Annotated in this window: 16 protein-coding genes; 12 read left to right on the top strand and 4 right to left on the bottom strand. The window is 72.8% G+C overall.

All coding sequences use genetic code 11. The features are described 5' to 3' along the window. The first annotated feature begins 59 nt into the window (after positions 1 to 59). The 5 genes from AQI88_RS32225 to moeZ all read left to right on the top strand — a co-directional run bounded on the left by AQI88_RS32225 (position 60) and on the right by moeZ (position 6,474). Positions 60 to 1,736, top strand: a complete 1,677-nt coding sequence (locus AQI88_RS32225; protein ID WP_067005933.1) for a glycosyltransferase — start codon at positions 60 to 62, stop codon at positions 1,734 to 1,736. A gap of 107 nt (positions 1,737 to 1,843) precedes the next feature. Next, positions 1,844 to 3,337 (top strand): hypothetical protein, encoded by a 1,494-nt coding sequence (locus AQI88_RS32220; RefSeq protein ID WP_425264580.1) that lies wholly within the window; start codon positions 1,844 to 1,846, stop codon positions 3,335 to 3,337. A 198-nt stretch (positions 3,338 to 3,535) separates the two neighbouring features. After that, the gene (locus AQI88_RS32215) at positions 3,536 to 4,495 is read left to right on the top strand and encodes an NAD-dependent epimerase/dehydratase family protein (RefSeq protein WP_067005931.1); all 960 of its coding nucleotides are present in this window, start codon (positions 3,536 to 3,538) and stop codon (positions 4,493 to 4,495) included. Further along, a complete protein-coding gene (locus AQI88_RS32210; protein WP_067005929.1) occupies positions 4,483 to 5,232 on the top strand; it encodes a spherulation-specific family 4 protein in 750 nt (249 codons plus the stop codon). Before AQI88_RS32215 ends, AQI88_RS32210 begins: the two co-directional genes overlap by 13 nt. 63 nt (positions 5,233 to 5,295) lie before the next feature. Then, the gene (gene moeZ / locus AQI88_RS32205; RefSeq protein ID WP_067005927.1) at positions 5,296 to 6,474 is read left to right on the top strand and encodes an adenylyltransferase/sulfurtransferase MoeZ; all 1,179 of its coding nucleotides are present in this window, start codon (positions 5,296 to 5,298) and stop codon (positions 6,472 to 6,474) included. Between the two features lie 89 nt (positions 6,475 to 6,563). Here the strand turns inward: moeZ and AQI88_RS32200 are convergent, their stop codons facing one another. From AQI88_RS32200 to AQI88_RS32190, 3 genes are all read right to left on the bottom strand, one after another. Then, positions 6,564 to 8,126, bottom strand: a complete 1,563-nt coding sequence (locus AQI88_RS32200) for an alpha/beta hydrolase (protein WP_067005924.1) — start codon at positions 8,124 to 8,126, stop codon at positions 6,564 to 6,566. 127 nt (positions 8,127 to 8,253) lie between these two features. Next, the gene (locus AQI88_RS32195) at positions 8,254 to 9,798 is read right to left on the bottom strand and encodes an alpha/beta hydrolase (protein ID WP_067005922.1); all 1,545 of its coding nucleotides are present in this window, start codon (positions 9,796 to 9,798) and stop codon (positions 8,254 to 8,256) included. Between the two features lie 85 nt (positions 9,799 to 9,883). Further along, positions 9,884 to 12,706, bottom strand: a complete 2,823-nt coding sequence (locus AQI88_RS32190) for a lysylphosphatidylglycerol synthase domain-containing protein (RefSeq protein ID WP_067005920.1) — start codon at positions 12,704 to 12,706, stop codon at positions 9,884 to 9,886. Between the two features lie 186 nt (positions 12,707 to 12,892). Between AQI88_RS32190 and AQI88_RS32185 the strand changes: the two genes are divergently transcribed. The 5 genes from AQI88_RS32185 (at position 12,893) to nudC (ending at position 23,344) form a co-directional block, all read left to right on the top strand. Continuing rightward, complete coding sequence (locus AQI88_RS32185; protein WP_067005918.1) at positions 12,893 to 13,279, top strand: MGMT family protein; 387 nt, start codon at positions 12,893 to 12,895, stop codon at positions 13,277 to 13,279. Positions 13,280 to 13,545: 266 nt separating this feature from the next. Beyond that, positions 13,546 to 17,082: an ATP-dependent helicase gene (locus tag AQI88_RS32180; protein ID WP_079057944.1), complete on the top strand. Its 3,537-nt coding sequence runs from the start codon at positions 13,546 to 13,548 to the stop codon at positions 17,080 to 17,082. Between the two features lie 168 nt (positions 17,083 to 17,250). Beyond that, positions 17,251 to 20,793 (top strand): ATP-dependent helicase, encoded by a 3,543-nt coding sequence (locus AQI88_RS32175; protein WP_067005914.1) that lies wholly within the window; start codon positions 17,251 to 17,253, stop codon positions 20,791 to 20,793. Between the two features lie 47 nt (positions 20,794 to 20,840). Further along, entirely contained in the window at positions 20,841 to 22,244 is a 1,404-nt protein-coding gene (locus tag AQI88_RS32170; protein WP_067005912.1) for a dipeptidase, read from the top strand. Between the two features lie 155 nt (positions 22,245 to 22,399). Then, positions 22,400 to 23,344 carry an NAD(+) diphosphatase gene (gene nudC / locus AQI88_RS32165; RefSeq protein WP_067005910.1) on the top strand — a complete coding sequence of 315 codons (945 nt, stop codon included), beginning with the start codon at positions 22,400 to 22,402 and terminating at the stop codon, positions 23,342 to 23,344. Between the two features lie 116 nt (positions 23,345 to 23,460). Here nudC and AQI88_RS32160 read toward each other — a convergent pair whose 3' ends face one another. Further along, positions 23,461 to 23,703, bottom strand: a complete 243-nt coding sequence (locus AQI88_RS32160; protein WP_067005908.1) for a mycoredoxin — start codon at positions 23,701 to 23,703, stop codon at positions 23,461 to 23,463. A gap of 183 nt (positions 23,704 to 23,886) precedes the next feature. Between AQI88_RS32160 and AQI88_RS32155 the strand changes: the two genes are divergently transcribed. Both AQI88_RS32155 and AQI88_RS32150 read left to right on the top strand, forming a co-directional pair. Further along, on the top strand, positions 23,887 to 26,082 hold the full coding sequence (locus tag AQI88_RS32155) for an ATP-dependent DNA helicase UvrD2 (protein WP_208615962.1): 2,196 nt from the start codon (positions 23,887 to 23,889) through the stop codon (positions 26,080 to 26,082). A 164-nt stretch (positions 26,083 to 26,246) separates the two neighbouring features. Beyond that, positions 26,247 to 26,567, top strand: coding sequence for a hypothetical protein (locus AQI88_RS32150; protein WP_067005906.1), 321 nt, complete (start codon positions 26,247 to 26,249; stop codon positions 26,565 to 26,567). Positions 26,568 to 26,595: the final 28 nt, after the last annotated feature.

Genomic DNA, 26,595 nt, shown 5'->3' with positions numbered 1-26,595 from the left:
GGGAGATCGGGGGTGCACACGTGCGCATCGGACTGCTTACGGAAGGTGGCTATCCGTATGTGAGCGGTGACGCCGGGCTCTGGTGCGACCGGCTCGTGCGCGGGCTCGCACAGCACGAGTTCGACCTCTACGCGCTCAGCCGCAGCCGACAGCAGGAGGACGCCGGCTGGGGCCCGCTCCCGCCACACGTCGGCCGGGTGCGTACGGCTCCGCTGTGGACGGCCGAGGACGACGGGGTCGCCTACGGGCGGCGCGCACGCCGGCGCTTCACCGAGTGCTACGGGGAACTGGCCGCGGCGGTGTGCGCCGGGTCCGATGAGGTGTTCGACGCGGCGTCCCGTGCCATGTCCCCCCACCTGGCGGACCGTTTCGGCAATGCGCTCTACGGCCTCGCCGAACTCGCCCGCGACGAGGGCGGACTGATCGGCGCACTCCGCTCCGACATCGCCGTACGCACCCTGGAGCGCGCCTGCCGCGCCCCCGGCGCGCTGCGCACGGCGCGCGAGGCGCGCGTACCCGACCTGCTCACCGTCGCCGCACACCTCGAACGCGCCCTGCGCCCCCTCTCCCTCGACTGGTACGGCGACGACGCCCTCGGTGCGGCCGACCTCTGCCACGCCACCGCGGGCGGCCCGGCCGCCCTGCCCGGACTGCTCGCCCGGCACTTCTGCGACGTACCGCTGCTGGTCACCGAGTACGGCGTGCAACTGCGCTCGCACTACCTGGCCCTCGGCCCCGACGCCGCCGCCCCCGCCGTACGCGCCCTGCTCGCCGCCTTCCACGGCCGGCTGGCCGCCGAGGTCTACCGGCGCGCCGCGATCCTCACACCCGGCAACGCCCACGCCCGCCGCTGGCAGGAACGGTGCGGCGCCGACCGCCACAGGATCCGTACCGTCCACCCGGGCATGGAGGCCTCCCGCTTCGCCGAGATCGGCGAGTCCCCGGACCGCGCCGACCCCGGCACGCTCGTCTGGGTCGGGCGCGTCGAACCCGCCAAGGACCTGGTGTCCCTGCTGCACGCCTTCGCCGAGGTGCGCAAGGAGCAGCCGAAGGCCCGCCTGCGGATCATCGGTGCCCCCGCGGGCCCCGAGGGGGAGGCCTACCTGGGCCACTGCCGGGTGCTCGCCGCCCAGCTCTTCCCGGACGAGGCGGAGGGCGTGCACGCGGTGGGCGACAATCCGGTCTCCTTCGAGGAGATCGGAGACCCCGAGGCCCCGACCCTGCCCGACGCGTACGCCGCCGGCGCCGTCGTCGTCCTCTCCAGCGTCGTCGAGGGCTTCCCGATCACCCTGGCCGAGGCCATGTTCTGCGGCCGCGCCACCGTGTCCACCGACGTCGGCGCGGTGCTGGAGGTCATCGGCGGTACGGGCCTCGTCGTGCCCCCGCGCAATCCGCGGGCGCTCGCCGAGGCGTGCGTGGCACTGCTGCGCGACCCCGAGCGCCGTGAGCGCCTGGGCGCCGCCGCACGCGCCCGTGCGCTCGAACTGTTCACCGTCGAGCAGAACATCGCGGCATTTCACTGCATTTACCTGGAGGTCGTCGCGCGCTGTCCGGTCCGCCGGGTGGTCCTCGACGAGGCCGGCGAACCCCTGCCGTTCGCCACCCCGCCCGAGGCCCACGTCCCCGGCCGCTGGACCGGCCCCACGGCCCGCGCACTGACCCGGGGTGTCCCCGGCTGGGCGGCAGGCGGCCCGGTCCGTGCGACCCCGCTGGCAACCGCGGAGGGGGCGCAATGAACGGCTCCGGCAGGGCGGAGGGCGCCCGCGACGAGGGGAGGGCGGCGATGAGCGGAGTCGGCGAACCCCGTGCTGCGCGCGGCGCGCGCGGCGAGAGCGCGGGCACCCTGGGCGAGCCGGGCGGACCGGACCGCCCCGGCATGCCGAGCGGCGCGGACGCATGGGACGCGCGGCCGGGACACTGGCCGGCCGGGGAGCGCCGTGCGCCCGCCGGCGCCACCGACCGACCGGACCCCGACCCCTGGGAGACCTCCGGGACTCCCACGGCGACCGAGGCTTGGGCCGCGCCGTTCGATGCGAGGGTTCTCACGGCGGCGGACGCGTCCGAGGCCTTCGAGGCGCCCTCGCCCCCGGCAGCCAGGACTTCGGCGGCCTCCGTCGCCGTGGCCCGGACGCCAACGGCATCGGTGCGTCCCCGAGCGGCCCAGCTGTCTTCGCCCTCGGCCTCGACGCGTGGCGGAGCGGACGCCGAGCCCGACAGGAGCCGCAGAGCCGCCCCCCGGCGCGGCGCCGCCGACCCCGTGAAGGCCCTGTTGCACCGTCACCGGGAGCTGTGCGAACGGGCCGTGGACCCGCTGGAGATCGCCGCCGGCCTCGAGGCGCTCGGCATCACCGACCGCACCGCCGCCCGCTTCCGCCACCGCGACGTCTTCTCGCTCGCCGAGGAGCTGTACGCGCGCGTGCCCCGCGACGGCGCATCGCGTCCGTACCCCGAGCCCGTGCGCGTACCCCGCGTCAGCGCCGGCTGGATCCTGCTCACCCTCCTGCCCGGGGCGCTCGGCACGGCCGTCCTGGCCGGACTGCACCTCACCCACGGCCAGGCCCGCCTGCCGGTGGCCCTCGGCGGACTCCTCGCCGTCGGCCTCGCGGTCCGCGCAGCCCTGCGCCGCGGCCCCCTCGCCGCCGCGCCAGGCACACCCTCGTGGCGTACGGGATCCGGCACGCGCGCGTGGACCCTCTGTCTGCTCGGCTACGCCCTCCTGGGCGACGGACTCCTGCGGGCGATCCTGGCCGGCGGCCCCGACGCCCTGCCCACCGGTGCCCCGGACGGCCCCTGGCCCGTGACCGCCGCACCCGCCCTGGCGCTCACCCTGGCCTGCGCCCCGGCCGCCTGGTGCGCGCACCTCCTCGCCGCCGGCGCCCGCCGCAGGCTCGCCGGCAGCCGCGGCCTGGAGGACTTCACGGCCGCAGCCCGGCCACTGCTGCTCGGCACCTTCGCCCTGTTCCTCGGCGCCCTCACCGCCCTGCTCGCCCTGTGCGGCGCCGCCCTGCACGAGGGTGCGCACTACCCGCAGGCCCTCACTCTCGGCGCCCTGCTCCTGCTCGCCCGCCTCCTCACCGTGCACCACCGCCGGCACGCCCCGGCCCTCGTCCTCGCCGCGGCGGCGGCCACCGAGGCGGCGGCCCTCGCCCTGCCCCTGGCCGGCCGGCTGCCCGGCTGCGCCTTCCTGGCGACCCCCGTCCAAACCCTGGTGGACGCCTGGGGCACGGCCGCTGTCCCGGTACTCGCCTGTGGCACCGCGGCCCTGACCCTGCTGGTCCACGCCCAGCGCACCCTCACCCAGGCCTCGGCCCACGCCCCCACGGGAGCACCCGAGTGAACCTTCCGCCACCGGCCCCCGGCCGCAGCCGCTCGGGCCCGGCCCACCGCCGCAGGCGACCGCACCGCGCCTTTGACGTCGCAGGCAACCGCACCACCCCTCTGAAGGAGAAGACCAGATGACCACCTCCCGACACGGAGCGCCCGGAGCGTCCGGAGCCTTGGGAGCCGCCGGAGCGCACACCCCGGGAGCCGCACGATGAGGGTCCTGCTGATCGGAGCCAACGGATACATCGGCCGCTTCGTCGCCGACCGCCTGCTCGCCGACCCGGCCGTCCAGCTCACCGCGCTCGGCCGCGGCGACGACGCCGACGTCCGCTTCGACCTCGCCACGGGCAGCCCCGGAGCGCTCACCCGCTTCCTGGACGCGGTCCACCCCGGAGTCGTCATCAACTGCGCCGGCGCCACCCGCGGCGGCGCCCGCGAGCTCACCCGGCACAACACCGTCGCCGTCGCGACCGTCTGCGAAGCCCTGCGCCGCAGCGGCTGCGGCGCCCGCCTGGTGCAGATCGGGTGCGGCTCCGAGTACGGCCCCAGCCAGCCCGGCTCCTCCACCGCCGAGGACGCCGTGCCCCGCCCCGGCGGGCCGTACGGTGTCAGCAAACTCGCCGCCACCGAACTGGTCCTCGGCTCCGGCCTCGACGCCGTCGTGCTCCGCGTCTTCTCACCCGCCGGGCCCGGCACCCCGGCCGGCTCCCCGCTGGGCCGGCTCGCCGAGGCCATGCGCCGTGCCATGCAGTCCGGCGACGGGGAACTCAAGCTCGGCGGCCTCGGCGTCCAGCGCGACTTCGTCGACGTCCGCGACGTCGCCCGCGCCGTGCACGCCGCCTCGCTCTCCGCCGCGCAGGGCGTCATCAACATCGGCTCCGGCCGCGCGGTACGCCTCCGCGACGCAGCCGCCGTGCTCGCCCGGGTCGCCGGATACGGCGGCGCCCTCCACGAACTCGACGCCCCTCCCGGGCCGCTGCGCAGCCCCATCGGCCACCCCCGCGTCGACTCCGAGCACGCGGGCCCGGTCGCGTACCCGTACCCGGACGGCTGCGGCAGCTGGCAGCAGGCCGATGTGCGCACCGCCCGCGACAGGCTCGGCTGGCGGCCCCGGATCAACCTCGAAGAATCCCTGGCCGACATCTGGATGGAGGCGGCATGCCGCATCTGACCAGCACCACAGCGGGCACCGCGCGCACCGCAACCCGTACCGCCCTCGGCATCCCCGGCTACGCCCACCCGCTCGTCGCCCCCGCCCAGTGGGCCGAACTCACCCGCCCCGGCACCCCTCTCGACTGGGTCGTCCTGAACGTCGCCGCCGGACCCGGCACACGCCCCGACCCGCACTGCCTCCATGCGGCCGCCCGACTGCGCTGCGCCGGCGTTCGCGTCCTCGGCCATCTGGACCTCACCCACGGCGCCCGAGCCCTCGCCGACCTGCTCGGCGACGCGCACCGCTACCTCGACTGGTACCGGGCCGACGGCTTCCTGCTGGACCGCTGCCCGACCGAGCGCAGCGCGCTCCCCGAAGTCCGCCACGCGATCACCACCCTGCGGGCGATCAGTGACAGCGCCCACATCGTCCTCGGCCACGGCAGCCACCCGCACCCCGGGTACGCGGAGAACGCCGACCAACTGGTGACCTTCTCCGGCTCCTGGTCCGACTACCGCTGGTCCCAGGTGGCCGAGTGGACCGCCGACTACCCGCCCGACCGCTTCTGCCACTTCGTGCACGGTGTGCCCCGGGGCCATCTGGAGGAGGCGCTGCGCATCGCCCGCTGGCAGGGCGCGTCGACGATCTACTTCACGGACCACACCGACCGCGGCGGCCGCACCGACCCGTGGGAGACCATGCCCGGCTACTGGGACGACATCGTCTCGCGTGTCGGAACGGGTGTCTCGGAATGAAGAAGGTCGTGGCAGTGTTACGGAGAGAACAACTGTAGTGATTGACCGACCAACGGAGTCCCCGTGTCGCTGCCACCCCTGGTCGAGCCAGCTCTTGAGCTCACCGTAGACGAGGTCCGCCGGTACTCCCGCCACCTGATCATCCCCGACGTCGGGATGGACGGGCAGAAGCGGCTGAAGAACGCCAAGGTGCTCTGTGTGGGCGCCGGCGGCCTGGGCTCGCCGGCGCTGATGTACCTGGCCGCCGCGGGCGTGGGCACGCTCGGCATCGTGGAGTTCGACGAGGTCGACGAGTCGAACCTGCAGCGGCAGATCATCCACAGCCAGTCCGACATCGGCCGCTCCAAGGCCGAGTCCGCGCGCGACTCGGTCAAGGGCATCAACCCGTACGTGAACGTGATCCTTCACGAGGAGCGGCTCGAAGCCGACAACGTGATGGACATCTTCAGCCAGTACGACCTGATCGTCGACGGCACGGACAACTTCGCGACCCGCTACCTGGTCAACGACGCGTGCGTGCTGCTGAACAAGCCGTACGTGTGGGGCTCGATCTACCGCTTCGACGGCCAGGCCTCGGTCTTCTGGTCCGAGCACGGCCCCTGCTACCGCTGCCTCTACCCGGAGCCCCCGCCGCCGGGCATGGTCCCCTCCTGCGCCGAGGGCGGCGTGCTGGGTGTGCTGTGCGCGTCCATCGGCTCCATCCAGGTCAACGAGGCCATCAAGCTCCTCGCGGGCATCGGCGAGCCGCTGGTCGGCCGCCTGATGATCTACGACGCCCTGGAGATGCAGTACCGCCAGGTCAAGGTCCGCAAGGACCCGAACTGCGCGGTCTGCGGCGAGAACCCGACCGTCACCGAGCTCATCGACTACGAGGCCTTCTGCGGCGTCGTCTCCGAGGAGGCCCAGGAGGCGGCCGCCGGTTCGACGATCACTCCCAAGCAGCTCAAGGAGTGGATCGACGACGGCGAGAGCATCGAGATCATCGACGTCCGCGAGCCGAACGAGTACGAGATCGTCTCCATCCCGGGCGCCAAGCTGATCCCGAAGAACGAGTTCCTCATGGGCACCGCCCTGGAGGGCCTGCCGCAGGACAAGAAGATCGTCCTGCACTGCAAGACAGGTGTCCGCAGTGCGGAAGTCCTCGCCGTCCTCAAGTCCGCGGGCTTCGCGGACGCCGTCCACGTCGGCGGCGGCGTGATCGGCTGGGTCAACCAGATCGAACCGCACAAGCCGGTCTACTGAGCGACGCCTCGGCGGTCGAGACGAGCAGGCCTTCCGGTCCGAGCGGCGGGGGCTTCGGGTGCTGTTGGCGCCCGGGGCCCCCGCCGTCGTCATGAGCAGACCGTGCCGTCCTTCGGCACTGTCCCGTCGAGCAGGTAGGCGTCCACCGCCGAGTCGACGCAGTCGCTGCCGTTGCCGTACGCCCCGTGTCCCTCGCCCTTCCAGGTGAGGTTGACTCCGACGCCCTTGCCCAGCTCGTCGGCCATCCTGCGGGCACCCTCGTACGGTGTCGCCGGGTCCCCGGTGTTGCCGACCAGCAGGATCGGTGCCGCACCCGGCGCGCTGACCTCGGGGGTGTCGAACTGCCCCGGCACCGGCCAGTCGTGGCACCACCCGGCCGTGTCCCAGCCCAGGAAGTCGCCGAACACCGGTGAGATCCGCTCGAACTCGGGCAGCAGCTTCTTCGTCTGTGCGAGCGTGGGCCGCTGCCTGTCGTCCAGGCACGATATGACCCGTTGGGCGTGGCTCGTCGTGCCGTAGCGCCCCGAGGCGTCGCGCTCGTCGTACTCGTCCGCGAGCGCCAGCAGCTGTGAACCGTCGCCGCTCTGCGCCGACTTGAGCGCGCTGGTCAGCTGCGGCCAGCCGGCCTCGCTGTACAGCGGCCGGATGATTCCGGTGACCGCGAGCGTCTGGGTCAGCCTCCGGCCGGACGAGGTGGGCAGCGGCTTCGCGTCGATCCGCCGGAGCAGGGCCACGATCTTCCGCGAGCCTTGCTTCGGGTCCTGGCCGGTGGACTTCAGATAGTCGTCCAGGGCGCGCTGGAAGCCGCGGGCCTGGTTCTCGGCATGGCCCACCGTGTCCGCGGTCGGGTCGACCACCGCGTCGAGGATCAGCCGGCCGACCCGCTTCGGGAACAAGTGGGCGTACACGCCGCCCAGTTCGGTGCCGTAGGAGATGCCGAAGTAGTGCATCGTGCGGTCGCCGAGCACCTGGCGCATCAGGTCCATGTCGCGCGCGGTGTCGGTCGTCGACACGTGCGCCAGCAGCGTGCCGGCAGCCTTCCGGCAGCCCTTGCCGAAGTCGGTGGCGTCCCGCAGATACGCCTTCTCCTCGGCCGGGGTGTCCGGAGTGGCGTCCACCGCTTCGGCCGCCCCGATGGCCCGGTCGCCGCGGCAGCGGACGCCCTCGCTGGCCCCGACCCCGCGCGGGTCCCAGCTCACCAGGTCGTAGCGCTCGCGCAGGTGGGAGACGGTGGTGCCGTAGTACGGCATCATCGACACGCCCGAGCCGCCGGGGCCGCCGAAGTTGAACAACAGCGAGCCGATCCGGTCGCTTCCGGTCGCCCGGGCGCGGATGAGGGCGAGGCCGATCGTCGTACCGCCCGGCTTCGACCAGTCCAGCGGCACTTTGAGTGTGGCGCACCGCCAGTCGTCGCTCGGCGCGGCGGAGTCAGTGGCCTTGCAGCGGTGCCAGTCGAGCCGCTGCGAGGTGAGCGAGGAGGGCGGGTCCATCGCAGGCGGTGACGCCGGCACGGAAGCCGGACCGGTCTCCTTTTCCCTGGCCGGACTTGTCGTCTTGCCCTCGTCATGGCCCCCGCCCGACGAGCCGCCACCGCATCCGGCCACCAGCAGCGCTGCGGCCGCGGCGGCCGCCCACCGCAGGAATCGCGACATGTGCACCCCCCTAGCAGGCCCTCCGCGTCGTGCCGCGGCGGGCGTTCAGGCCATGGTAGGCGGAGCGGGCTTAGCCCGTAGCGGCCTGTGGATAACCATCTGACCTGCGATTTTGCGGGGATTTTCGCTAGGTGCAGACCGTACCGGGCTTCGGTACCTTCCCGTCCAGCAGGTAGCCGTTCACCGCGTTCTGCACGCACTTGTTCTTGCTGTCGTACGCCCCGTGCCCCTGGCCCCGGTACGTCAGCTCGACGGCGACGCCCTTGCCGAGTGCGTCCACCATCTTCTTCGCGCCCTCGTACGGGGTGGCGGGGTCGCCGGTGTTGCCGACGACGAGGATGGGTGCCGATCCCGGTGCGCTGACGTCGGGATGGTCGGCGGCGCCCGGCACGGCCCAGTCGGTGCAGCCGACCATGCCCCAGGCCAGGTAGTCCCCGAACAGCGGGGAGGCGGCGCGGAACTCGGGCAGCTTCTGCTGGACGAAGTCGGGGGTGTACCGGGGTTTCTCGTCGGAGCAGTTGATGGCGATGTTCGCCGCAGTGATGTTGCTGTACTCGCCGCTCTCGTTGCGGCCGTTCATCGAGTCGGACAGCAGCATGAGGACCCTTCCGTCGCCCTCGTACGCCTGCTGGAGCCCCTCGGTGAGGTACTCCCAGAAGTCCTTGGAGTACAGGGCCTGCGCGATGCCGTTGGTCGCCGCGGTCTGGGTCAGCTCGCGCGGGAGGATGCCGGGGATCGGCTTCTTCTCCAGGTCCGTCAGCAGTTTGGCGATGCGGTCCTTCACGTCCTGGGCCGTGTCGCCGATCGGGCAGCCGGTCGTCTTCGACGTGCAGTCCCGGGCGAAGTTGTCGAGTGCGAGCTGGAAGCCCTTGGCCTGCCCGAGCGCGCTCTGTTCCGGGTTCTGCGTGGGGTCGATCACCGCGTCGAAGACCGCCCGCCCGACGTCCTTGGGGAACAGGTGGGCGTAGACGCCGCCGAGTTCCGTGCCGTAGGAGATGCCGAAGTAGTGCAGCTTGTCGTCGCCGAGCACCTGGCGCATCAGGTCCATGTCGCGGGCCACGTCGGTGGTGCGCACATGCGGCAGGATCGTCTTGGAGTGCTTCTCGCAGGCGCCGTTGAACTGCTTGGTGCGCTCCAGCAACTGCGTGCGCTCGGCGCTGTCGTCGGGTGTCGCGTCCTGCTGGAAGTACTGGTCGAGCTGGGCGTCGCTCTCGCACTTCACCGGTTTGCTGCGCCCGACCCCGCGTGGGTCGAAGCTCACCAGGTCGTAGCGGGTGCGCAGGGCGGCGTAGTCCTCGGCGAACGCGGGCAGGGTGGTGACGCCGCTGCCGCCGGGGCCGCCGAAGTTGAACACGAGCGAGCCGATCCGCTTGCCGGCCGGGCCGCTGGCCTTGGCGTGGATCAGGGCGAGACCGATGGTGTCGCCCTTGGGATTGCTCCAGTCCAGGGGCGCCTTCATGGTGGCGCACTGCCACTGGGTGCCGTTCGGCAGCGGGGACGGGGAACCGCCGCCGCCCTCCGCCTCGGACGGCGCCGGGCAGTCCTTCCAGTCCAGCTTCTGCGCCGTGAGGTCCCCGTCCTCGGCGCCGTGACTGCACCCGGCCAGCAGGGCGGCCAGCAGCACGATGCCGGTGGTCAGGGCGGCGGCACGCGGCCGGGAGGGGTTCGCCATGTTTCCATCGTGGGGGCGCGCGGGCCGGCGCGCGCGGGACACGGGCCGTCCGAGGTACGTCCCCGGAGCCTCTGTGCGGGCCTGTCTACAGGGCGCCCTTGCGGGTGAGCTGGTTGAAGGCGAGCCAGCCCGGAAGCACCGGCAGCCAGAGGGTCAGCAGCCGGAACAGCAGGACGGCCGGGGCGGCGACCTCCTTGGGCAGGCCGAAGGCGATCAGGCCGAGCGTGAGGCTCGCCTCCACCGCGCCCACGCCGCCCGGGGTGGGCGCCGCAGAGCCGAGCGCGTTGCCGGCGAGGAAGACCACGGCGACACTGGCGATGCTCAGCGACGTCGAGTTGTCGCCGAACGCCCGGATGGAGGCGTCCAGGCACATCACGAAGCAGGCGGTCAGCAGCAGCATGCCGCCGATGCCGGTGACGAGCTTCTGCGGGCGCTGGAGCACGTCGAGCATGCGCGGTACGACACCTGCGAACAGCGACCTCACACGGGTGACGACGAATTTCCGCAGGAACGGCACCGAGGTCACCACGAGGACGAGTACCGCCACGGTCAGCAGACCCGCGATGACCGTCCGGGACGGCGACAGCGACGGCGTCTTCTCGGTGCCGGTCAGGTAGCCGAAGGACAGCAGCATCAGGATGTGGCAGCCGAGCCCGAACAACTGTGACGCGCCGACGCTCGCCACCGCGAGCCCCGGGCGCACGCCGGTGCGCTGCAGGAAGCGCGTGTTGAGGGCCACACCGCCGACCGCGGCCGGCGCCACGATCTTCACGAAGGAGCCGGCGACCTGCGCCGCCACCGTCCTCGGGAACGGCACCCGCTCCGGCACGAACCCCAGCAGCGCCATCGCGGCGGCCAGGTAGCTGAGCGCCGAGAACAGCACCGCCGCGGCCACCCAGCCCCACTGGGCCTGCGCGAACAGCGTGCCGAACTCGATGTGGGTGAGCTGGGTCAGCAGGTAGTACGCGCCGATCGCACCGGCGATGAAGCTGATCAGCGTGCGCGGGCGCACCCGCTCCAGGCGGGCCGGCTCCACGGGCGCCTGGGGCCTGATCCGCAGCACCTGGTGCCGGATCTGCGTGAGCAGGTCCTCCTCGCGTGCCTCGTCGAGGGCTTCGTCGATGGCCCGCCTCTCCGCGCGCTGCTCGGCGCGGACCGTCTTCTTGTCGGGCTTTTCGAGGACGGGCCGAGTCGTCTCGGAGGCCTCCTCCAGGCGGGCCTGCTTGGCCTGCCGGGACGCCTCCAGGACCGCTTCCCGTTCGCGCTGCGTACGCTCCCGGGCCAGTCGGCGCAGGGTCGCGCGCGTGGAGCGCGTCAGTGCGATGGGCTGGAGCATCGGCAGGCAGTCGGCGACCGCGTCCGGGCCGAGCACGCCGACCGCCGAGGCCACGGCCCGTTCGGCGCCGACCCGCAGGCCGAGCGTGGTGACCAGCTGGGCGACGTCCATGCGCAACAGCAGTTCGCCTGCCGCGATCTCGCCGCCGCGCAACTCGGTGAGGATCACCTTGCCGGAACGATCCACCAAAATTGCGTCACCGGCCAGCCTGCGGTGCGCGATGCGCCGTGACTGCAGCGCCTGCACCTGGTGCCACGTGTTGCGCAGCAGTTCGTCGGTGATGTCCTCGTCGGCCAGTGAGTCCAGCGTGCGCCCGCCCGTGTGCTCGTAGACGAGCATCACCGCGTCGGGGCCGAGTTCCGAGGTGGCGATCAGCTTGGGCGCGTTGGCACCCGCCGCGATCGCCGCGTACGCCAGCAGCGCCTCCTGCTCCAGCGCCTGGCGCAGCGACTGCAGGCTGGAGCGGGTGGCGAAGCCGCGCAGGGTGAGATTGCGCCACGCGCGGTAGAAGAAGCCCTGGGCCTGCTGCTCCCGGTCGACGACCGTGACGTCCAGCGGCGGGCCGTCCTCCAGGGTGACGAAATAACGCCGTCCGCGGTCGCCGTTCTCCGTCTCCACAGCCTCCTCGCGGGCCGCGCCGACGGGGTGGAAACCGACGTGCCTGAGGCCCGCCATCAGGGTCTGCCCGGTGGGGCGGACGTTGGGCGAGCCGACCGCGTACAGGGTGCCGTAGGCGATGGTCCAGCCGATCAGCACCGTCAAGATGATCGAGAACGGGGTCGTGTAGCCGGTGACCAGCATCGAGAACGCGTCGAGCAGCAGCACGATCCACAGCACCGCACGCCACCGGGGTCTGCGGGACATGCCGACGGCCGTCATGTAGGCGATGACGGGTGCCAGATAGCCGTGCACCGGGTCGGTCAGGGCGTGGATGTCACCTGGTGAGGGCTGGGTGAGCGCTTCCTGGATGGAGCCCGGGGCGCCTCGGGCGACCCACAGGTCGGTGGCGAGAGTCACTCCGTGCGCGAGGACGGCCGCGAGGACGCCGTCGGCGATCCGCAGCCCGTCCCGTTTGATCAGCCGTTCGATCGCGAAGGCGACCGGCACCAGCAGGATCGCGATGCTGGAGGCCAGTCCCGCGATCTTGATGAGCAGGTCGGGGGCCTGGCCGGTGCCCTTGTTGATGTCCTGTTCGAGGCCCGAGGTGGTGCCGTGCGCGAACGCGGCGATGGCGAGCAGGACGACGATGGCGAGCACGCCCACCAGCAGCCGCATGAGGTCGGAGGGCCGGTGCACGCGCGCGGGGAGCAGCGGTTCGTCGCCCTCGACCTCGTCCGGGTGGAGACCGTCGTCTCCGGCGCCCGGCCCTGTGCCGGCCGGCGGGTTCTCGGGGACGTGCGCCCCCTCGACGGGCCCGGCGGCGTCCTCACGCGCGCGCGTGAAGGGCCGCTGTGTGCCGGAATCATCGCTCGCGGCGCCGGTCTCGCCACCGCCCGCGCGGGCGGTGGCGGGGCGTGCGGCCGCGCCAGGGGTGCCCTCCGCGCCTTCGGGGTGCACGCCCTGCTGCTTCATGGTCTCTTCTTGGTCTCGTATCACCAGTCACCGCCCGCACGATGGTGGCATGCCCCGCCGGTACACGCGGCCATCAGGGTGCGGATGCGCGGGCGGACAGTCTGCCGCAAGCGCTGCCCAAGGGCGAGGGGACCGCCCTGTGCCAACCATGCCGCGTTGTCGGCGGGGTGCGGCAGGATGGGGCGAATGAGCGAGCAGAGCCCTGCCGAGGACACCCGAGAGGGGTACGCGGACGCGCTGCCGGAGTACGCCGAGCGGGTCCTGGAGGTCGCCGAGCGGATTCCGCCCGGGCGGGTCATGACGTACGGCGATGTCGCCGAGTGGCTCGAGGAGGGAGGGCCGCGCCAGGTCGGCCGGGTGATGGCTCTCTACGGCGGCGCCGTCCCCTGGTGGCGCGTGGTGCGCGCCGACGGAGTGCTGCTGCCCGGCCACGAGCTGCGCGCACTCGCCCACTACCGCGCGGAGGGCACGCCGCTGAAGGAGGCGGGCAGGAGCACCGAGGGGCATCTGCCACGACTCGACATGCGGCGGGCGCGCTGGGACGGTGGTGCGGGCGCGGAGGGTCACACCTGACAGCTTCCGCCATCGGATGCCCTCAGGGGGAACCTGTGGCCCGTACGAGGGACACGGGGGACGTCCGTGGCATGACGTACGTTCGTGAGGTGAGGGACGCGCGTGGCGCGAGGGCCGCGAGAGCCGTGAGGGAAGAATCGGAAGCCCTGCTTCCGTCCGGTGCGGCGGCGTAGCGTCGGCTGCACGTGTCCCCCTCATCCCGCGGCCACCGCCTCGCACGCGTGACCGCCTGCCCACCAGCACGACCACCAGGACCGGCCAACCACGTGAGCTCCTCTTCCTCCACTAGGCGCCTGCCGCACCCACCGGTGCGGCAGGGGAACCGTGGCGCTTACCGACTGGTCCGTACCCCGCCGGCCGACGTCGATTCCCCTCGTCTGGACGCCACACAGCGCGCCGTGGTTGATCACCGGACCGGGCCGATGCTCGTCCTCGCAGGTCCCGGCACCGGCAAGACCACCACCTTGGTGGAGTCCGTGGCCGCGCGCATCGCCCGTGGCGCAGACCCGGAACGCATCCTGGTGCTGACCTTCAGCCGCAAGGCCGCCGTCGACCTGCGCGACCGCATGGCCCTGCGCATCGGCGCGGCCCGCGCACCGCGGGCGACCACCTTCCACTCGTACTGCTACGCCCTGGTCCGCGCCCACCAGGACAGCGGACTGTTCGCGGAGCCGCTGCGCCTGCTGTCCGGACCCGAGCAGGACGTCACCGTCCGCGAGCTGCTCGCCGGGCAGCCCGAGCTGGAGCGGCTCGGCCTCGACCACGTGCGCTGGCCGGACGAGCTGCGCGCCTGCCTGACCACCCGCGGCTTCGCCGACGAGGTCCGCGCCGTCCTCGCCCGCAGCCGCGAGCTGGGCCTCTCACCCGGTGCCCTGGACGCCTTCGCCCGCCGCATCGGCCGCCCGGACTGGCGGGCCGCGGCCGCCTTCCTTGCCGAATACCTCGACGTGCTCGACCTGCAGGGCGTCCTCGACTACGCGGAACTGGTCCACCGCGCGGTGCTGCTCGCCCGCCGCCCCGAGGTCGCAGCCCGCCTCGCCGCCCGGTACGACGCCGTGTACGTCGACGAGTACCAGGACACCGACCCCGCCCAGGTACGACTCCTGCACGCCCTGGCCGGCGGCGGCCGCGCCCTGGTCGCCTTCGGCGACCCCGACCAGTCCATCTACACGTTCCGGGGAGCCGACGTGAACGGCATCCTGGACTTCCCCGTGGCCTTCCCGCGCGCGGACGGCCGCCCCGCCCCCGTCGAGGTGCTGCGCACCTCCCGCCGCTCCGGCGCCGCCCTGCTGGCCGCGACCCGCCTGATCACCCAGCGCATGCCGCTGCCCCGGCTGCCCGCCGAGAAGGTGCGCGCCCACCGCGAACCGGCCGCCGTACGGGACGGCGGCCGCGTCGAGGTCTACACGTACCCGACGCCCGGCACGGAAGTGGACAACATCGCCGACATCCTGCGCCGCGCGCACCTGGAGGACGGCGTCCCCTGGAGCGACATGGCCGTCCTGGTGCGCGCCGGCTCCCGGACCATCCCGACGCTGCGCCGCGCCCTCACCGCGGCCGGCGTCCCCCTGGACATCGACGGTGACGACCTGCCCCTGCGCCACGAGCCGGCCGTGGCGCCCCTGCTGACGGCCCTCAGGGCCGTGGCCACGGCGGAGGCCGCCCGGCGTCCTCGCGGGGAGGCGCCCGGCGAAGCGGAGGAGTTCTCGGCGGAGGCCGCTCGGCGTTCTCGTGGGGAGGCGCCCGGCGAAGCGGAGCAGTCCTCGGCGGAGGCCGCCCGCCGTTCTCGTGAGGAAGGGGCCGACGAAGCGGAGGAGTTCTCGGCGGAGGCCGCCCGGCGTTCTCGTGGGGACGCGCCCGGCGAAGCCGAGGAGTCGGCTCTCGAAGCCGGCAGCGAGACGCCTGCCGACGAGCAGGCCGCCGACACGCACTGGCTCGACGCCGAGACCGCCCTCACCCTGCTCGCCTCCCCCCTCGCCGGCATGGACACCGCCGATCTGCGCCGCCTCGGGCGTGCCCTGCGCGAGGAGGAGCGAGCCGCCGGGAACCCCCTGCCGCCGCCCTCCGACGAACTACTCGCGCAGGCACTCGCCGAACCCGAGCGTCTGGTGGCGCACGACCCCGCGTACGCGCGCGGAGCGCAGCGCCTCGGCGCGCTGCTCCGCAGGGCCCGCGAGCGCCTCGCCCGCGGCGGTACGGCCGAGGAGGCGCTGTGGGACCTGTGGGACGGCACGCCCTGGCCCGCGCGCCTGGAACGGGCCGCCCGGCGCGGCGGCGCGGCCGGCCGCAACGCCGACCGGGACCTGGACGCGGTGTGTGCGCTGTTCGCCACCGCCGCGCGCGCGGAGGAGCGCACCGGAGGCCGCGGCGCCCTGAACTTCCTGGAGGAGATCGAGGCCGAGGACATCGCTGCCGACACCCTCACGCGGCGCGCCGTACGCCCCGACGCCGTCCGTCTGATGACCGCGCACCGCGCCAAGGGCCTGGAGTGGCGGCTCGTCGTCGTCGCCGGCGTCCAGGAAGGCCTGTGGCCCGACCTGCGCCGCCGTGGCTCCCTCCTGGAGGCCGACCGCATCGGCCGCGACGGACTCGCCGAACCACTTACCCCGGGCGCGATGCTCGCCGAGGAGCGCCGCTTGTTCTACGTGGCCGCCACGCGCGCGCGTGAGCGTCTTGTGGTGACCGCAGTGAAGGCACCGGCCGACGACGGCGACCAGCCCTCCCGCTTCCTGACCGAACTGGGTGTAGAACCCCGGGACGTCACCGGCCGCCCCCGCCGCCCGCTGTCCGTGGCCGCGCTCGTCGCCGAGCTGCGCGCCACCACCGTCGACCCGCGCGTCTCGGCCGCCCTGCGGGAGGCCGCCGCCCGCCGCCTGGCCAGGCTTGCCGCGCTCGCGGACGAGGACAGCCGCCCGCTGGTGCCGTCCGCGCACCCCTACCGCTGGTGGGGCATGTTCGAGCCGACCGAGAGCAAGGTGCCGCTGCGCCACCGCGACCAGCCCGTCGTGCTCTCCGGCAGCGCCTTGGACCAGCTCGCCAACACCTGCGCACTCCAGTGGTTCCTGGGCCGCGAGGTGAAGGCCGACGCGCCCGCCACGACCGCCCAGGGCTTCGGCAACGTCGTCCACGTCCTCGCCGACGAGGTCGCCTCCGGCCGCACCGCCGCCGACCTCGACGCGCTGATGGAACGCCTGGAGTCGGTGTGGAACGCGCTCGCCTTCGACGCGCCCTGGAAGTCGGCGCAGGAGAAGGACAACGCGCGCGTGGCGCTCGAACGCTTCCTGAACTGGCACGTACTGGACCGCACCGGCCGCACTCCGGTGGCCAGCGAGCAGGACTTCGACATCACCCTCGCAGCGGGCGACTACGAGGTGCGCATCCGCGGCCAGATGGACCGCGTCGAGGCGGACGGCGAGGGCCGGGCCTACGTCGTGGACTTCAAGACCGGCAAGCAGGCGCCCAGCGGCGCCGAGGTGGTCCGTCATCCGCAGCTCGCCGTGTACCAGCTCGCCGTCCGTGAAGGCGCCGTCGACACCGCCTTCGACGGCGTACGCCCCGAACCGGGCGGCGCCGAACTGGTGCACCTCAGGCAGGGCGCCGCCAAGCGGGACGGCGGCGAGACCCTGCCCAAGGTGCAGGCCCAGGAGCCGCTCGCGGGGGAGTGGGTCGGCGAACTGCTGGCCAACGCCGCCGGAAAGGTCCTCGACGAGCAGTTCACACCGAGCGCCGGCCAGCACTGCACGCACTGCGCGTTCCGCGCCTCGTGCAGCGCCCGGCCGGAGGGGCGGCACGTGGTCGAGTGACGCGGCGGCGACCCGTGCAGAGGCCGAAGCCCGAGTGGCGCGCGGCACCCCGTCGAACCGCACAGGCCCGAGTGACGTACGGCACCACACGTGCTGACCTGCGTCTTTTCCTCCCCGGGCGGCCGATCCGTCCTCGATTGTCAGTGCCCGCCGCTAGCCTCTGTCGACATGCCCGCCCGTATCACCGATCCCGAGCAGCTCAAAGAGCTCCTCGGTATCCCGTTCACCCCGGAGCAGACGGCCTGCATCACCGCGCCGCCCGCCCCGCAGGTGATCGTGGCCGGAGCCGGTTCGGGCAAGACCACCGTGATGGCGGCCCGAGTGGTCTGGCTGGTCGGCACCGGGCAGGTCGCCCCCGAACAGGTGCTCGGCCTGACCTTCACCAACAAGGCCGCCGGTGAACTCGCCGAACGCGTCCGCAAGGCGCTGATCAAGGCCGGCGTGACCGACCCCGAGGTCATCGACCCGGACAACCCGCCCGGCGAGCCGGTCATCTCGACGTACCACGCTTTCGCCGGCCGCCTGCTGACCGACCACGGCCTGCGCATCGGCCTCGAACCCACCTCCCGGCTGCTGGCCGACGCGACCCGCTACCAGCTCGCCGCGCGCGTACTGCGCGAAGCTCCCGGCCCCTACCCGGCGCTCACCCGCTCCTTCGCTGACCTCGTCAGCGACCTGCTCGCCCTCGACTCCGAACTCGCCGAGCACCTCGTGGACCCCGCCCGGCTGCGTGCCTGGGACACCGGCCTGCTCGGCACCCTGGAGGGCACCAAGCTCACCAACGCCGACCTGCGCAAGGTCCCCGAGGCCGCCGCCGCCCGCCGCGAGCTCACCGACCTCGTCGTGCGCTACCGGGCCGCCAAACGCGAACGCGACCTGCTCGACTTCGGCGACCAGATCGCCCTGTCCGCCCGCCTCGCCGGCATCCCCGACGTGGGCCGGCTGCTGCGCGAGGAGTTCCGTGTGGTGCTCCTGGACGAGTACCAGGACACCTCCGTGGCCCAGCGCGTCCTGCTGTCGGGCCTGTTCGGCGGCGGCACCGGACACCCGGTGACCGCCGTGGGCGACCCCTGCCAGGCCATCTACGGCTGGCGCGGCGCCTCCGTCGCCAACCTGGACGACTTCCCCGAGCACTTCGCCCACGCCGGCGGGCACCCCGCCACCCGCCAGGCCCTCAGCGAGAACCGCCGCAGCGGCGGCCGCCTCCTCGACCTGGCCAACGGCCTCGCCGAGCCCCTGCGCGCCATGCACGCGGGCGTGGAGGCCCTCCGCCCGGCCCCCGGCGCCGAACACGACGGCACGGTCCGCTGCGCCCTGTTGCGCACCCACGCCGAGGAGACCGACTGGATCGCCGACTCCATCGCCCACCTCGTGCGCACCGGCAAGGCCCCGGGCGAGATCGCCGTACTGTGCCGCACGGCGACCGACTTCGCCGAGATCCAGGCCGCCCTCGTCGCCCGTGACATCCCCGTCGAGGTGGTCGGCCTGTCCGGGCTGCTGCACCTGCCCGAGATCGCCGACCTCGTCGCCGTCTGCGAAGTCCTCCAGGACCCCGGGGCCAACGCCTCCCTGGTCCGCCTGCTGACCGGCCCGCGCTGGCGCATCGGCCCTCGCGACCTCGCCCTCCTCGGCCGCCGTGCCCGCCTGCTGGTCGCCCACGCGCGCGTGGGCGACACCGACGACCCGGACCGCCGGCTCGCCGAGGCCGTCGAAGGGGTCGATCCGTCCGAGGTGATATCGCTCGCGGACGCCCTGGACACGTTCCTGGAAAGCCCCCTGGACGAGGACGGGGACGACGACGGCCTGCCGTTCTCCCCGGACGCGCGCGTGCGCTTCGCCCGCCTCGCCGCCGAACTGCGGGACCTGCGCCGTTCCCTGTCCGACCCGCTGATGGACGTCCTGCACCGCGTCCTCGCGGTCACCGGCCTGGAGGTGGAGCTGTCGGCGTCCCCGCACGCCTTGGCCGCCCGCCGCCGCGAGACCCTGTCCAACTTCCTGGACGTCGCCGCCTCCTTCGCGGCCGGCGACGGCGAGGCCACGCTGCTGGCCTTCCTCGGCTTCCTGCGCACAGCCGCCCAGTACGAAAAGGGCCTCGACAACGCCCTGCCCGGCGGCGAGAACACCGTCAAGGTGCTCACCGCGCACAAGTCCAAGGGTCTGGAATGGGACGTCGTCGCCGTGCCCGGACTGGTCAAGGGCACCTTCCCGAGCGCCCAGGGCCGCGAGAAGTGGACCGCGCAGGCCAGGGTGCTGCCGCACGCCCTGCGCGGCGACACCGACACCCTGCCAGACATCGGCTCCTGGGACTCCCGGGGCATGAAGGCCTTCCACGAGGCCATGAAGGAGCACCAGCACACCGAGGAACTCCGCCTCGGCTACGTCACCTTCACCCGCCCCCGCTCCCTCCTCCTCGGCTCCGGCCACTGGTGGGGGCCCAGCCAGAAGAAGCCACGCGGACCCTCCGACTTCCTCAAGGCCCTGCACGACCACTGCGCCGCCGGGTACGGCGAGATCGAGGCGTGGGTCGACGAGCCCGCCGAGGACGAGGAGAACCCGGCCCTGCACACGGCCACCGCCGACCAGGTGTGGCCGCTGCCCCTGGACGACGCGGCCATGGCCCGCCGCCGCGCGGCTGCGGAGACCGTCCTCGCCCACCTGGACACCCTGGCCGCCCGGCAGGACGGTCACCCGCCCGCTGCCCACGCCCCCGACGCCTTCGACGACCCCGACTGGCCGGCGCCGCCGGACGACGAGGACCCGTACGCGGGGGAGTTTCCGTACGACGAGGACTTCCCGTACGACGAGGAGCCGTACGCCGAGAGCCCGCACGCCGATGACGCCGCCCTGCATCCGGAGGACCCCGGAGACTGGGACTCCTGGGGCGCCGAGCGGCCGGCTGTTCCCCACCAAGGGCCGGCCCCCGTCGAGCCCGGGCATCCCCGGCCCCTCACCCGCGAGGCCGTCCCCGAGGTCACCCCGGAGATCACCCCCGAGGAGGCCCGCACCATCGCCTCCTGGGACCGTGACCTCGACGCGCTCACCGGTGAGCTGCTGCGCGCCCGGCAGAGCGTCACGGACGTCCCCCTGCCGACCACACTGACCGCGTCCCAGCTGCTGCGTCTCGCCGAGGACCCGGACGGGCTCGCGCAGGAACTCGCGCGCCCCATGCCGCGCCCTCCGCAACCCGGCGCGCGCCGGGGCACCCGGTTCCACGCCTGGGTCGAAGCGCGCTTCGAGGAATTGACGCTGCCCGTGCTGGAGCCCGACGAGCTGCCCGGCAGCGCAGCCGAGATCGCCGACGAACGCGACCTGGAGGCGCTCAAGGAGGCCTTCGAACGCACCGCGTACGCCCACCGCACCCCCTACCGCGTCGAGGCGCCCTTCCAGCTCACCCTCGCCGGGCGGGTCGTACGCGGCCGGATCGACGCCGTCTACAAGTACGACGACGGCCACGGAGCGGCCTACGAGATCGTCGACTGGAAGACCAGCCGCTCCCGCACCGCCGACCCCCTCCAGCTCGCCGTGTACCGGCTGGCCTGGGCCGAGCAGCAGGGCGTGCCGCCCGAGTCGGTCACGGCTGCCTTCGTGTACGTGCGCAGCGGCGAGATCGTACGCCCCGAGGGCCTGCCCGACCGGGCAGCCCTGGAGCGGCTTCTCACCGGAGACAACCCGGGCGACACGGAAGGGGCACGCGAGGCAAGCCAAGTGTGACGAACCGCCCGCCGAGGATGTCGGTGCGGGCCGATAGGCTCGTGAGCATGAGCCAGACCCCGGACAGCGCCGTCCGCACGTACATCGAGCAGCACCGCGCCGCCTTCCTCGACGACCTCACCGCATGGCTGCGCATCCCCTCCGTGTCGGCCCAGCCCGACCACGCGCCCGACGTACGGCACAGCGCCGACTGGCTCGCCGCCAAGCTCAAGGAGACCGGCTTCCCGACCGCCGAGGTCTGGCAGACCCCGGGCGCCCCGGCCGTCTTCGCCGAGTGGCCCTCGGGCGACCCCGACGCGCCCACCGTCCTCGTCTACGGCCACCACGACGTGCAGCCGGCCGCCCGCGAGGACGGCTGGGACAGCGAGCCCTTCGAACCCGTCATCCGCGAAAACCGCCTCTACGCGCGCGGGGCCGCCGACGACAAGGGCCAGGTGTTCTTCCACACACTCGGCGTCCGCGCCCACCTCGCCGCCACCGGCCGCACCGCCCCCGCCGTCAACCTGAAGCTGCTGATCGAAGGCGAGGAGGAGTCCGGCTCCCCGCACTTCCGCAGCCTCGTCGAGGAGCACGCCGCACAGCTCACCGCCGACGCCGTGATCGTCTCCGACACCGGCATGTGGTCGGCGGACACTCCGACCGTCTGCACCGGCATGCGCGGCCTCGCCGAGTGCGAGATCCGGCTGTGCGGCCCCGACCAGGACATCCACTCCGGTTCCTTCGGCGGCGCCGTCCCCAACCCGGCCACCGCCGCCGCCCGCCTCGTGGCCGCCCTGCACGACGAGGACGCGCGCGTGGCGATCCCCGGCTTCTACGACGGCATCGTCGAGCTGGCCGACCGCGACCGCGAACTCTTCGCCGAGCTGCCGTTCGACGAGGAGCAGTGGCTGCGCACCGCCAAGTCGTACGCCACCCACGGCGAGGCCGGGCACACCGTTCTGGAGCGCATCTGGGCCCGCCCGACCGCCGAGGTCAACGGCATCGGCGGCGGCTACCAGGGCCCCGGCAGCAAGACGATCATCCCGTCCTCGGCGATGGTGAAGCTCTCCTTCCGGCTGGTCGCCGGCCAGGACCCCGACCACATCGAGAAGGCCGTCCACGCCTGGGTCGCCGAGCAGGTGCCCGCCGGGGTCCGGCACGAGATCAGCTTCGGCTCCGCCACGCGCCCGTGCCTGACCCCCCTCGACCACCCCGCGCTGCAGTCCGTGGCCCGCGCCATGGGCCGCGCCTTCCAGGGGCCGGTCCGCTTCACCCGCGAGGGTGGCTCCGGACCCGCCGCCGACCTCCAGGAGATCCTCGGCGCCCCCGTCCTCTTCCTGGGCATCTCCGTCCCCTCCGACGGCTGGCACGCCCCGAACGAGAAGGTCGAACTCGACCTCCTCCTCAAGGGCGTCGAGACCAGCGCCTACCTGTGGGGCGACCTCGCCGAGAACTGGCGTCCCGCCCCCTGACCGGCAGGTGCCGTACGGGACGGCACCGCGCGCGGGCACACTGGAAGAACCGCCCCGCACGCTCCGCCCACGCCCGGCCCGGTGCCCACCCGCCCTACATCCCGCCGAACCGCCCGCCGAAACGAACCGTTCCACAGGGGGAGTTGGAAGCACCCGTGACCACCTGGACCGACCGCACCGCAGACCGACCTATCTCGCTGACCGCCCCGAGCGGCATCGACCGCGCCGCCCACCACCGGCTCGACGAGGCCTGGCTCGCGGCGGCGTGGAGCCACCCCACCACCCGCTGCTTCGTGGTATCCGGCGGCCAGGTGCTCATCGACGAGACGCCCGACGGCCGGACCGAACTCGTCATGACCCCCTCCTTCGAGGCGCCGCTCACCGAGGCCCACCGCTACTTCCTCGGCATCGGCGAGGACGGCGTCAGCTACTTCGCCCTCCAGAAGGACTCGCTGCCCGGCCGCATCGACCAGTCCGCGCGCCCGGCAGGCCTGCGCGAGGCCGGACTGCTCCTGTCACCGCGAGACGCCGGCCTCATGGTGCACGCGGTCGGCCTGGAGAACTGGCAGCGCACCCACCGCTTCTGCTCCCGATGCGGCGAGCGCACGGTCATCGCCGCCGCCGGCCACATCCGCCGCTGCCAGGCCTGCGGTGCCGAGCACTACCCGCGCACCGACCCGGCCGTGATCATGGCCGTCACCGACGAGGAGGACCGGATCCTGCTCGGCCGCCAGGTCCACTGGCCCGAGGGCCGCTTCTCCACGCTCGCCGGCTTCGTCGAGCCCGGCGAGTCCATCGAACAGTCGGTGCGCCGCGAGGTCTTCGAGGAGGCCGGCATCACCGTCGGTCCGGTCGAGTACGTGGCCAGCCAGCCCTGGCCCTTCCCGTCCAGCCTCATGCTCGGCTTCATGGCCCACGCCACCTCGACCGACATCAACGTCGACGGCGACGAGATCCACGAGGCCCGCTGGTTCTCCCGCGAGGAACTGCACGCGGCCTTCGAATCCGGCGAGGTGCTGCCCCCGTACGGCATCTCCATCGCCGCCCGCCTGATCGAGATGTGGTACGGCAAGCCGCTCCCGACGAGAAGCCTCGTCTGAACCCGAGCCGGCGTAAACGGCCACCGGCGCCGGAATGTGAGACAAGACACAAAAGGCGGTTCTTGAGGCACCACAGCCTCAAGAACCGCCTCCTCCGCAGGTGCGGACCGACCTCGTCAGGCGGCGATCTTCTGCTTCACCTGGGCCAGCGACGGGTTCGTCAGCGTGCTGCCGTCCGCGAAGAGCACGGTCGGAACCGTCTGGTTTCCGCCATTCGCCTTCTCCACGAAAGCAGCGGACGCCGGGTCCTGCTCGATGTTGATCTCGGTGTAGGCGATGCCCTCCCGGTCCATCTGGCTCTTCAGCCGACGGCAGTAGCCGCACCAAGTCGTGCTGTACATCGTCACAGTGCCCTGCATGTCTCTCGCGCTCCTCAGGCAGCTCGGGGAAGGTAGTCCAGGGTGGAAACGTAAGGCATCGGCCCGGCATTCCCGCCCGGGGTATCCGCCACCGCTGTGACGCCTGCCGCATTCGTACGACTATCAGCGCCCGCCTGTGGACAACCGACCCAGCAGTCACGGACGACCTGGCAGCATGGCGGTGTGACAGCAGCAACGCACTCCACCCTCTTCCCGCAGGCACCGGACTCGGCCGACGCGGTGCTCGAAGGGCTCGACCCCGAGCAGCGCGAGGTGGCCACCGCCCTGCACGGCCCGGTGTGCGTCCTGGCCGGAGCGGGCACGGGCAAGACCCGGGCGATCACCCACCGCATCGCCTACGGAGTGCGCGCAGGGATCCTCCAGCCCTCCAGCGTGCTCGCCGTCACCTTCACCAACCGCGCCGCAGGCGAGATGCGCGGCCGACTGCGCCAGCTCGGCGCCCACGGCGTACAGGCCCGCACCTTCCACTCCGCCGCGCTGCGCCAGCTCCAATACTTCTGGCCGAAAGCCATCGGCGGCTCCATGCCCCGGCTCGTCGACCGCAAGTTCCAGCTCGTCGCCGACGCGGCCGCCACCTGCAACCTCCGCCTCGACCGCGGCGAGCTGCGGGACGCCATGGCCGAGATCGAATGGTCCAAGGTCACCCAGACCATCCCCGCCGAGTACCCGTACGCGGTTGCGAAGGCCGGTCGTGAGGCCCCCCGCGACCCCGTCGAGATCGCCCACCTCTACGCGGCCTACGAAGACCTCAAGCGCGACCGGGCCGTCATCGACTTCGAGGACGTCCTGCTGCTGACCGTCGCCGTCCTCCAAGACCGGCACGACATCGCCACGCAGGTCCGCGCCCAGTACCAGCACTTCGTCGTCGACGAATACCAGGACGTCAGCCCCCTCCAGCAGCGGCTGCTGGAACTGTGGCTCGGCGACCGCGACAGCCTGTGCGTCGTCGGCGATGCCAGCCAGACGATCTACTCGTTCACGGGAGCAACGCCCGACCATCTCCTCGACTTCCGTCTCCGCCACCCCGGCGCCACCGTCGTCAAGCTGGTTCGCGACTACCGCTCCACCCCCCAGGTCGTCCGCCTCGCCAACGGCCTGCTCGCCCAGGCCCGCGGCCGCGCCGCCGACCACCGGCTGGAACTGGTCTCCCAGCGCCCCGCCGGTCCCGAACCCGTCTACACCGAATACACCGACGAGCCCGCCGAAGCCGAGGGCGCAGCCCGCCGCATCCGCGAACTGATCGACGCCGGTGTCCCGGCCGCCGAGATCGCCATCCTCTTCCGCACCAACTCCCAGTCCGAAACCTACGAACAGGCCCTCGCCGACGCCGGCGTCTCCTACCAGCTGCGCGGCGCCGAGCGCTTCTTCGACCGGCCCGAGGTACGCAAGGCGGGCATCGCCCTGCGCGCCGCCGCCCGCTTCGGCGGCAACGACTCCCTGCTCGACGACGCCGTGAACCTCCCCTCACAAGTGCGCGCCGTGCTGTCCGGGGAAGGCTGGACCAGCGAGCCACCGGCCGGCTCCGGCGCCGCAAGAGAACGCTGGGAGTCGCTGTCCGCCCTGGTCAACCTCGCCCACGACTTCGCCGCCGCCCAGCCCCGAGCCACCCTCGGCGACCTCGTGGCCGAGCTCGACGAACGGGCGAACGCCCAGCACGCCCCGACCGTCCAGGGCGTCACCCTGGCCTCCCTGCACGCGGCCAAGGGCCTGGAGTGGGACGTCGTCTTCCTGGTCGGCATCGCCGAGGGCATGATGCCGATCACGTACGCCAAGACGGACGAACAGGTCGAGGAGGAACGCCGTCTCCTCTATGTCGGCGTGACCCGCGCTCGAGAACGCCTGCATTTTTCCTGGGCCCTGTCCCGCTCACCCGGCGGCCGGCCCAACCGCAGGCCCAGCCGTTTCCTCGACGGCCTGCGCCCCGGCTCCGGCGCCACCGCCGGCCGCACCGGGACCGCAGCCGCCGGAGGCATCGAACGCGGCGCCCTCGCCGACACCCCGGCCGCCCGCCGGCGTACTCAGCGCACCCCGGCCCGCTGCCGGGTCTGCGGCCGCACGCTCACCGACGCGGGCGAAATGAAGCTGATGCGCTGCGAGGACTGCCCCTCCGACATGGACGAAGGCCTCTACGAGCGGCTGCGCGAGTGGCGGGCCGTCCAGGCGGAGCGCAGCGGACAGCCGGACTTCTGCATCTTCACCGACCGGACCCTCATGGCCATCGCCGAAGCGCGGCCCGACAGCCCGGCCGAGCTGTCCCGCATCCCCGGCGTCCTCAACCGCAAGCTGCAGCGCTACGGAACCGACGTTCTGGCCATCTGCGCAGGCCACGAGGGTGTGGCAGGCGACGAGAACGACTGATACGAACTCGTCGAAAAAATAGTTTGCGCATGCCCCAGCAATCCCCATAGGTTCTAGGCACGGAAGCGGCGGCCTTCTCCAAGGCCCGGTTCCGTGTTGTACTTGCATATCCGAACGGACTGGCTCACCCCCAGTCCCCAAGACGCCGAGAGGAGGCGAGTCCAGTGATCAGCATCAACCCCAGCACCATCAGCGCGGCCAAACTGACCGATCGCTCGGCCGTCTCCACGTGCATGCTCGGCGCCTCGAACCAGGGCACCGGTCTGTCCGGCATCCGTGCCGTCCGTCCGGCGTCCTCCCTGTCTCTCGCGGGTCTTCCCATCCGTGAGCGCAATGAGCGACCGACCAAGGCACTGGAAGCGGTAGAGGCACGGGCGCATGCCTATGCCTTTGCGGCGGCCGGTGCCGGATTCCGGAAGCAGACGACGCAGCACCACCTGATGTGGGCCTTCCGTGGGCCAGAACCCTGGAGTGATCCAGCCTGATCGCCGATCAGGCCGGCGCCTTCAGGGC

This window comes from Streptomyces cellostaticus, from assembly GCF_001513965.1.
In the GTDB taxonomy this organism is placed as follows: domain Bacteria; phylum Actinomycetota; class Actinomycetes; order Streptomycetales; family Streptomycetaceae; genus Streptomyces; species Streptomyces cellostaticus.
This window is presented reverse-complemented; position numbering and strand designations above follow the sequence as displayed.

What these genes read in the sequence shown, in the direction of transcription:
- AQI88_RS32160 (WP_067005908.1), bottom strand. Translation starts at nt 23,703, where the DNA reads ATGCAGGGCACTGTGACGATGTACAGCACGACTTGGTGCGGCTACTGC.
- AQI88_RS32190 (WP_067005920.1), bottom strand. Translation starts at nt 12,706, where the DNA reads ATGAAGCAGCAGGGCGTGCACCCCGAAGGCGCGGAGGGCACCCCTGGC.
- AQI88_RS32170 (WP_067005912.1), top strand. Translation starts at nt 20,841, where the DNA reads ATGAGCCAGACCCCGGACAGCGCCGTCCGCACGTACATCGAGCAGCAC.
- AQI88_RS32185 (WP_067005918.1), top strand. Translation starts at nt 12,893, where the DNA reads ATGAGCGAGCAGAGCCCTGCCGAGGACACCCGAGAGGGGTACGCGGAC.
- AQI88_RS32215 (WP_067005931.1), top strand. Translation starts at nt 3,536, where the DNA reads ATGAGGGTCCTGCTGATCGGAGCCAACGGATACATCGGCCGCTTCGTC.
- AQI88_RS32210 (WP_067005929.1), top strand. Translation starts at nt 4,483, where the DNA reads ATGCCGCATCTGACCAGCACCACAGCGGGCACCGCGCGCACCGCAACC.
- AQI88_RS32195 (WP_067005922.1), bottom strand. Translation starts at nt 9,798, where the DNA reads ATGGCGAACCCCTCCCGGCCGCGTGCCGCCGCCCTGACCACCGGCATC.
- AQI88_RS32175 (WP_067005914.1), top strand. Translation starts at nt 17,251, where the DNA reads ATGCCCGCCCGTATCACCGATCCCGAGCAGCTCAAAGAGCTCCTCGGT.
- AQI88_RS32200 (WP_067005924.1), bottom strand. Translation starts at nt 8,126, where the DNA reads ATGTCGCGATTCCTGCGGTGGGCGGCCGCCGCGGCCGCAGCGCTGCTG.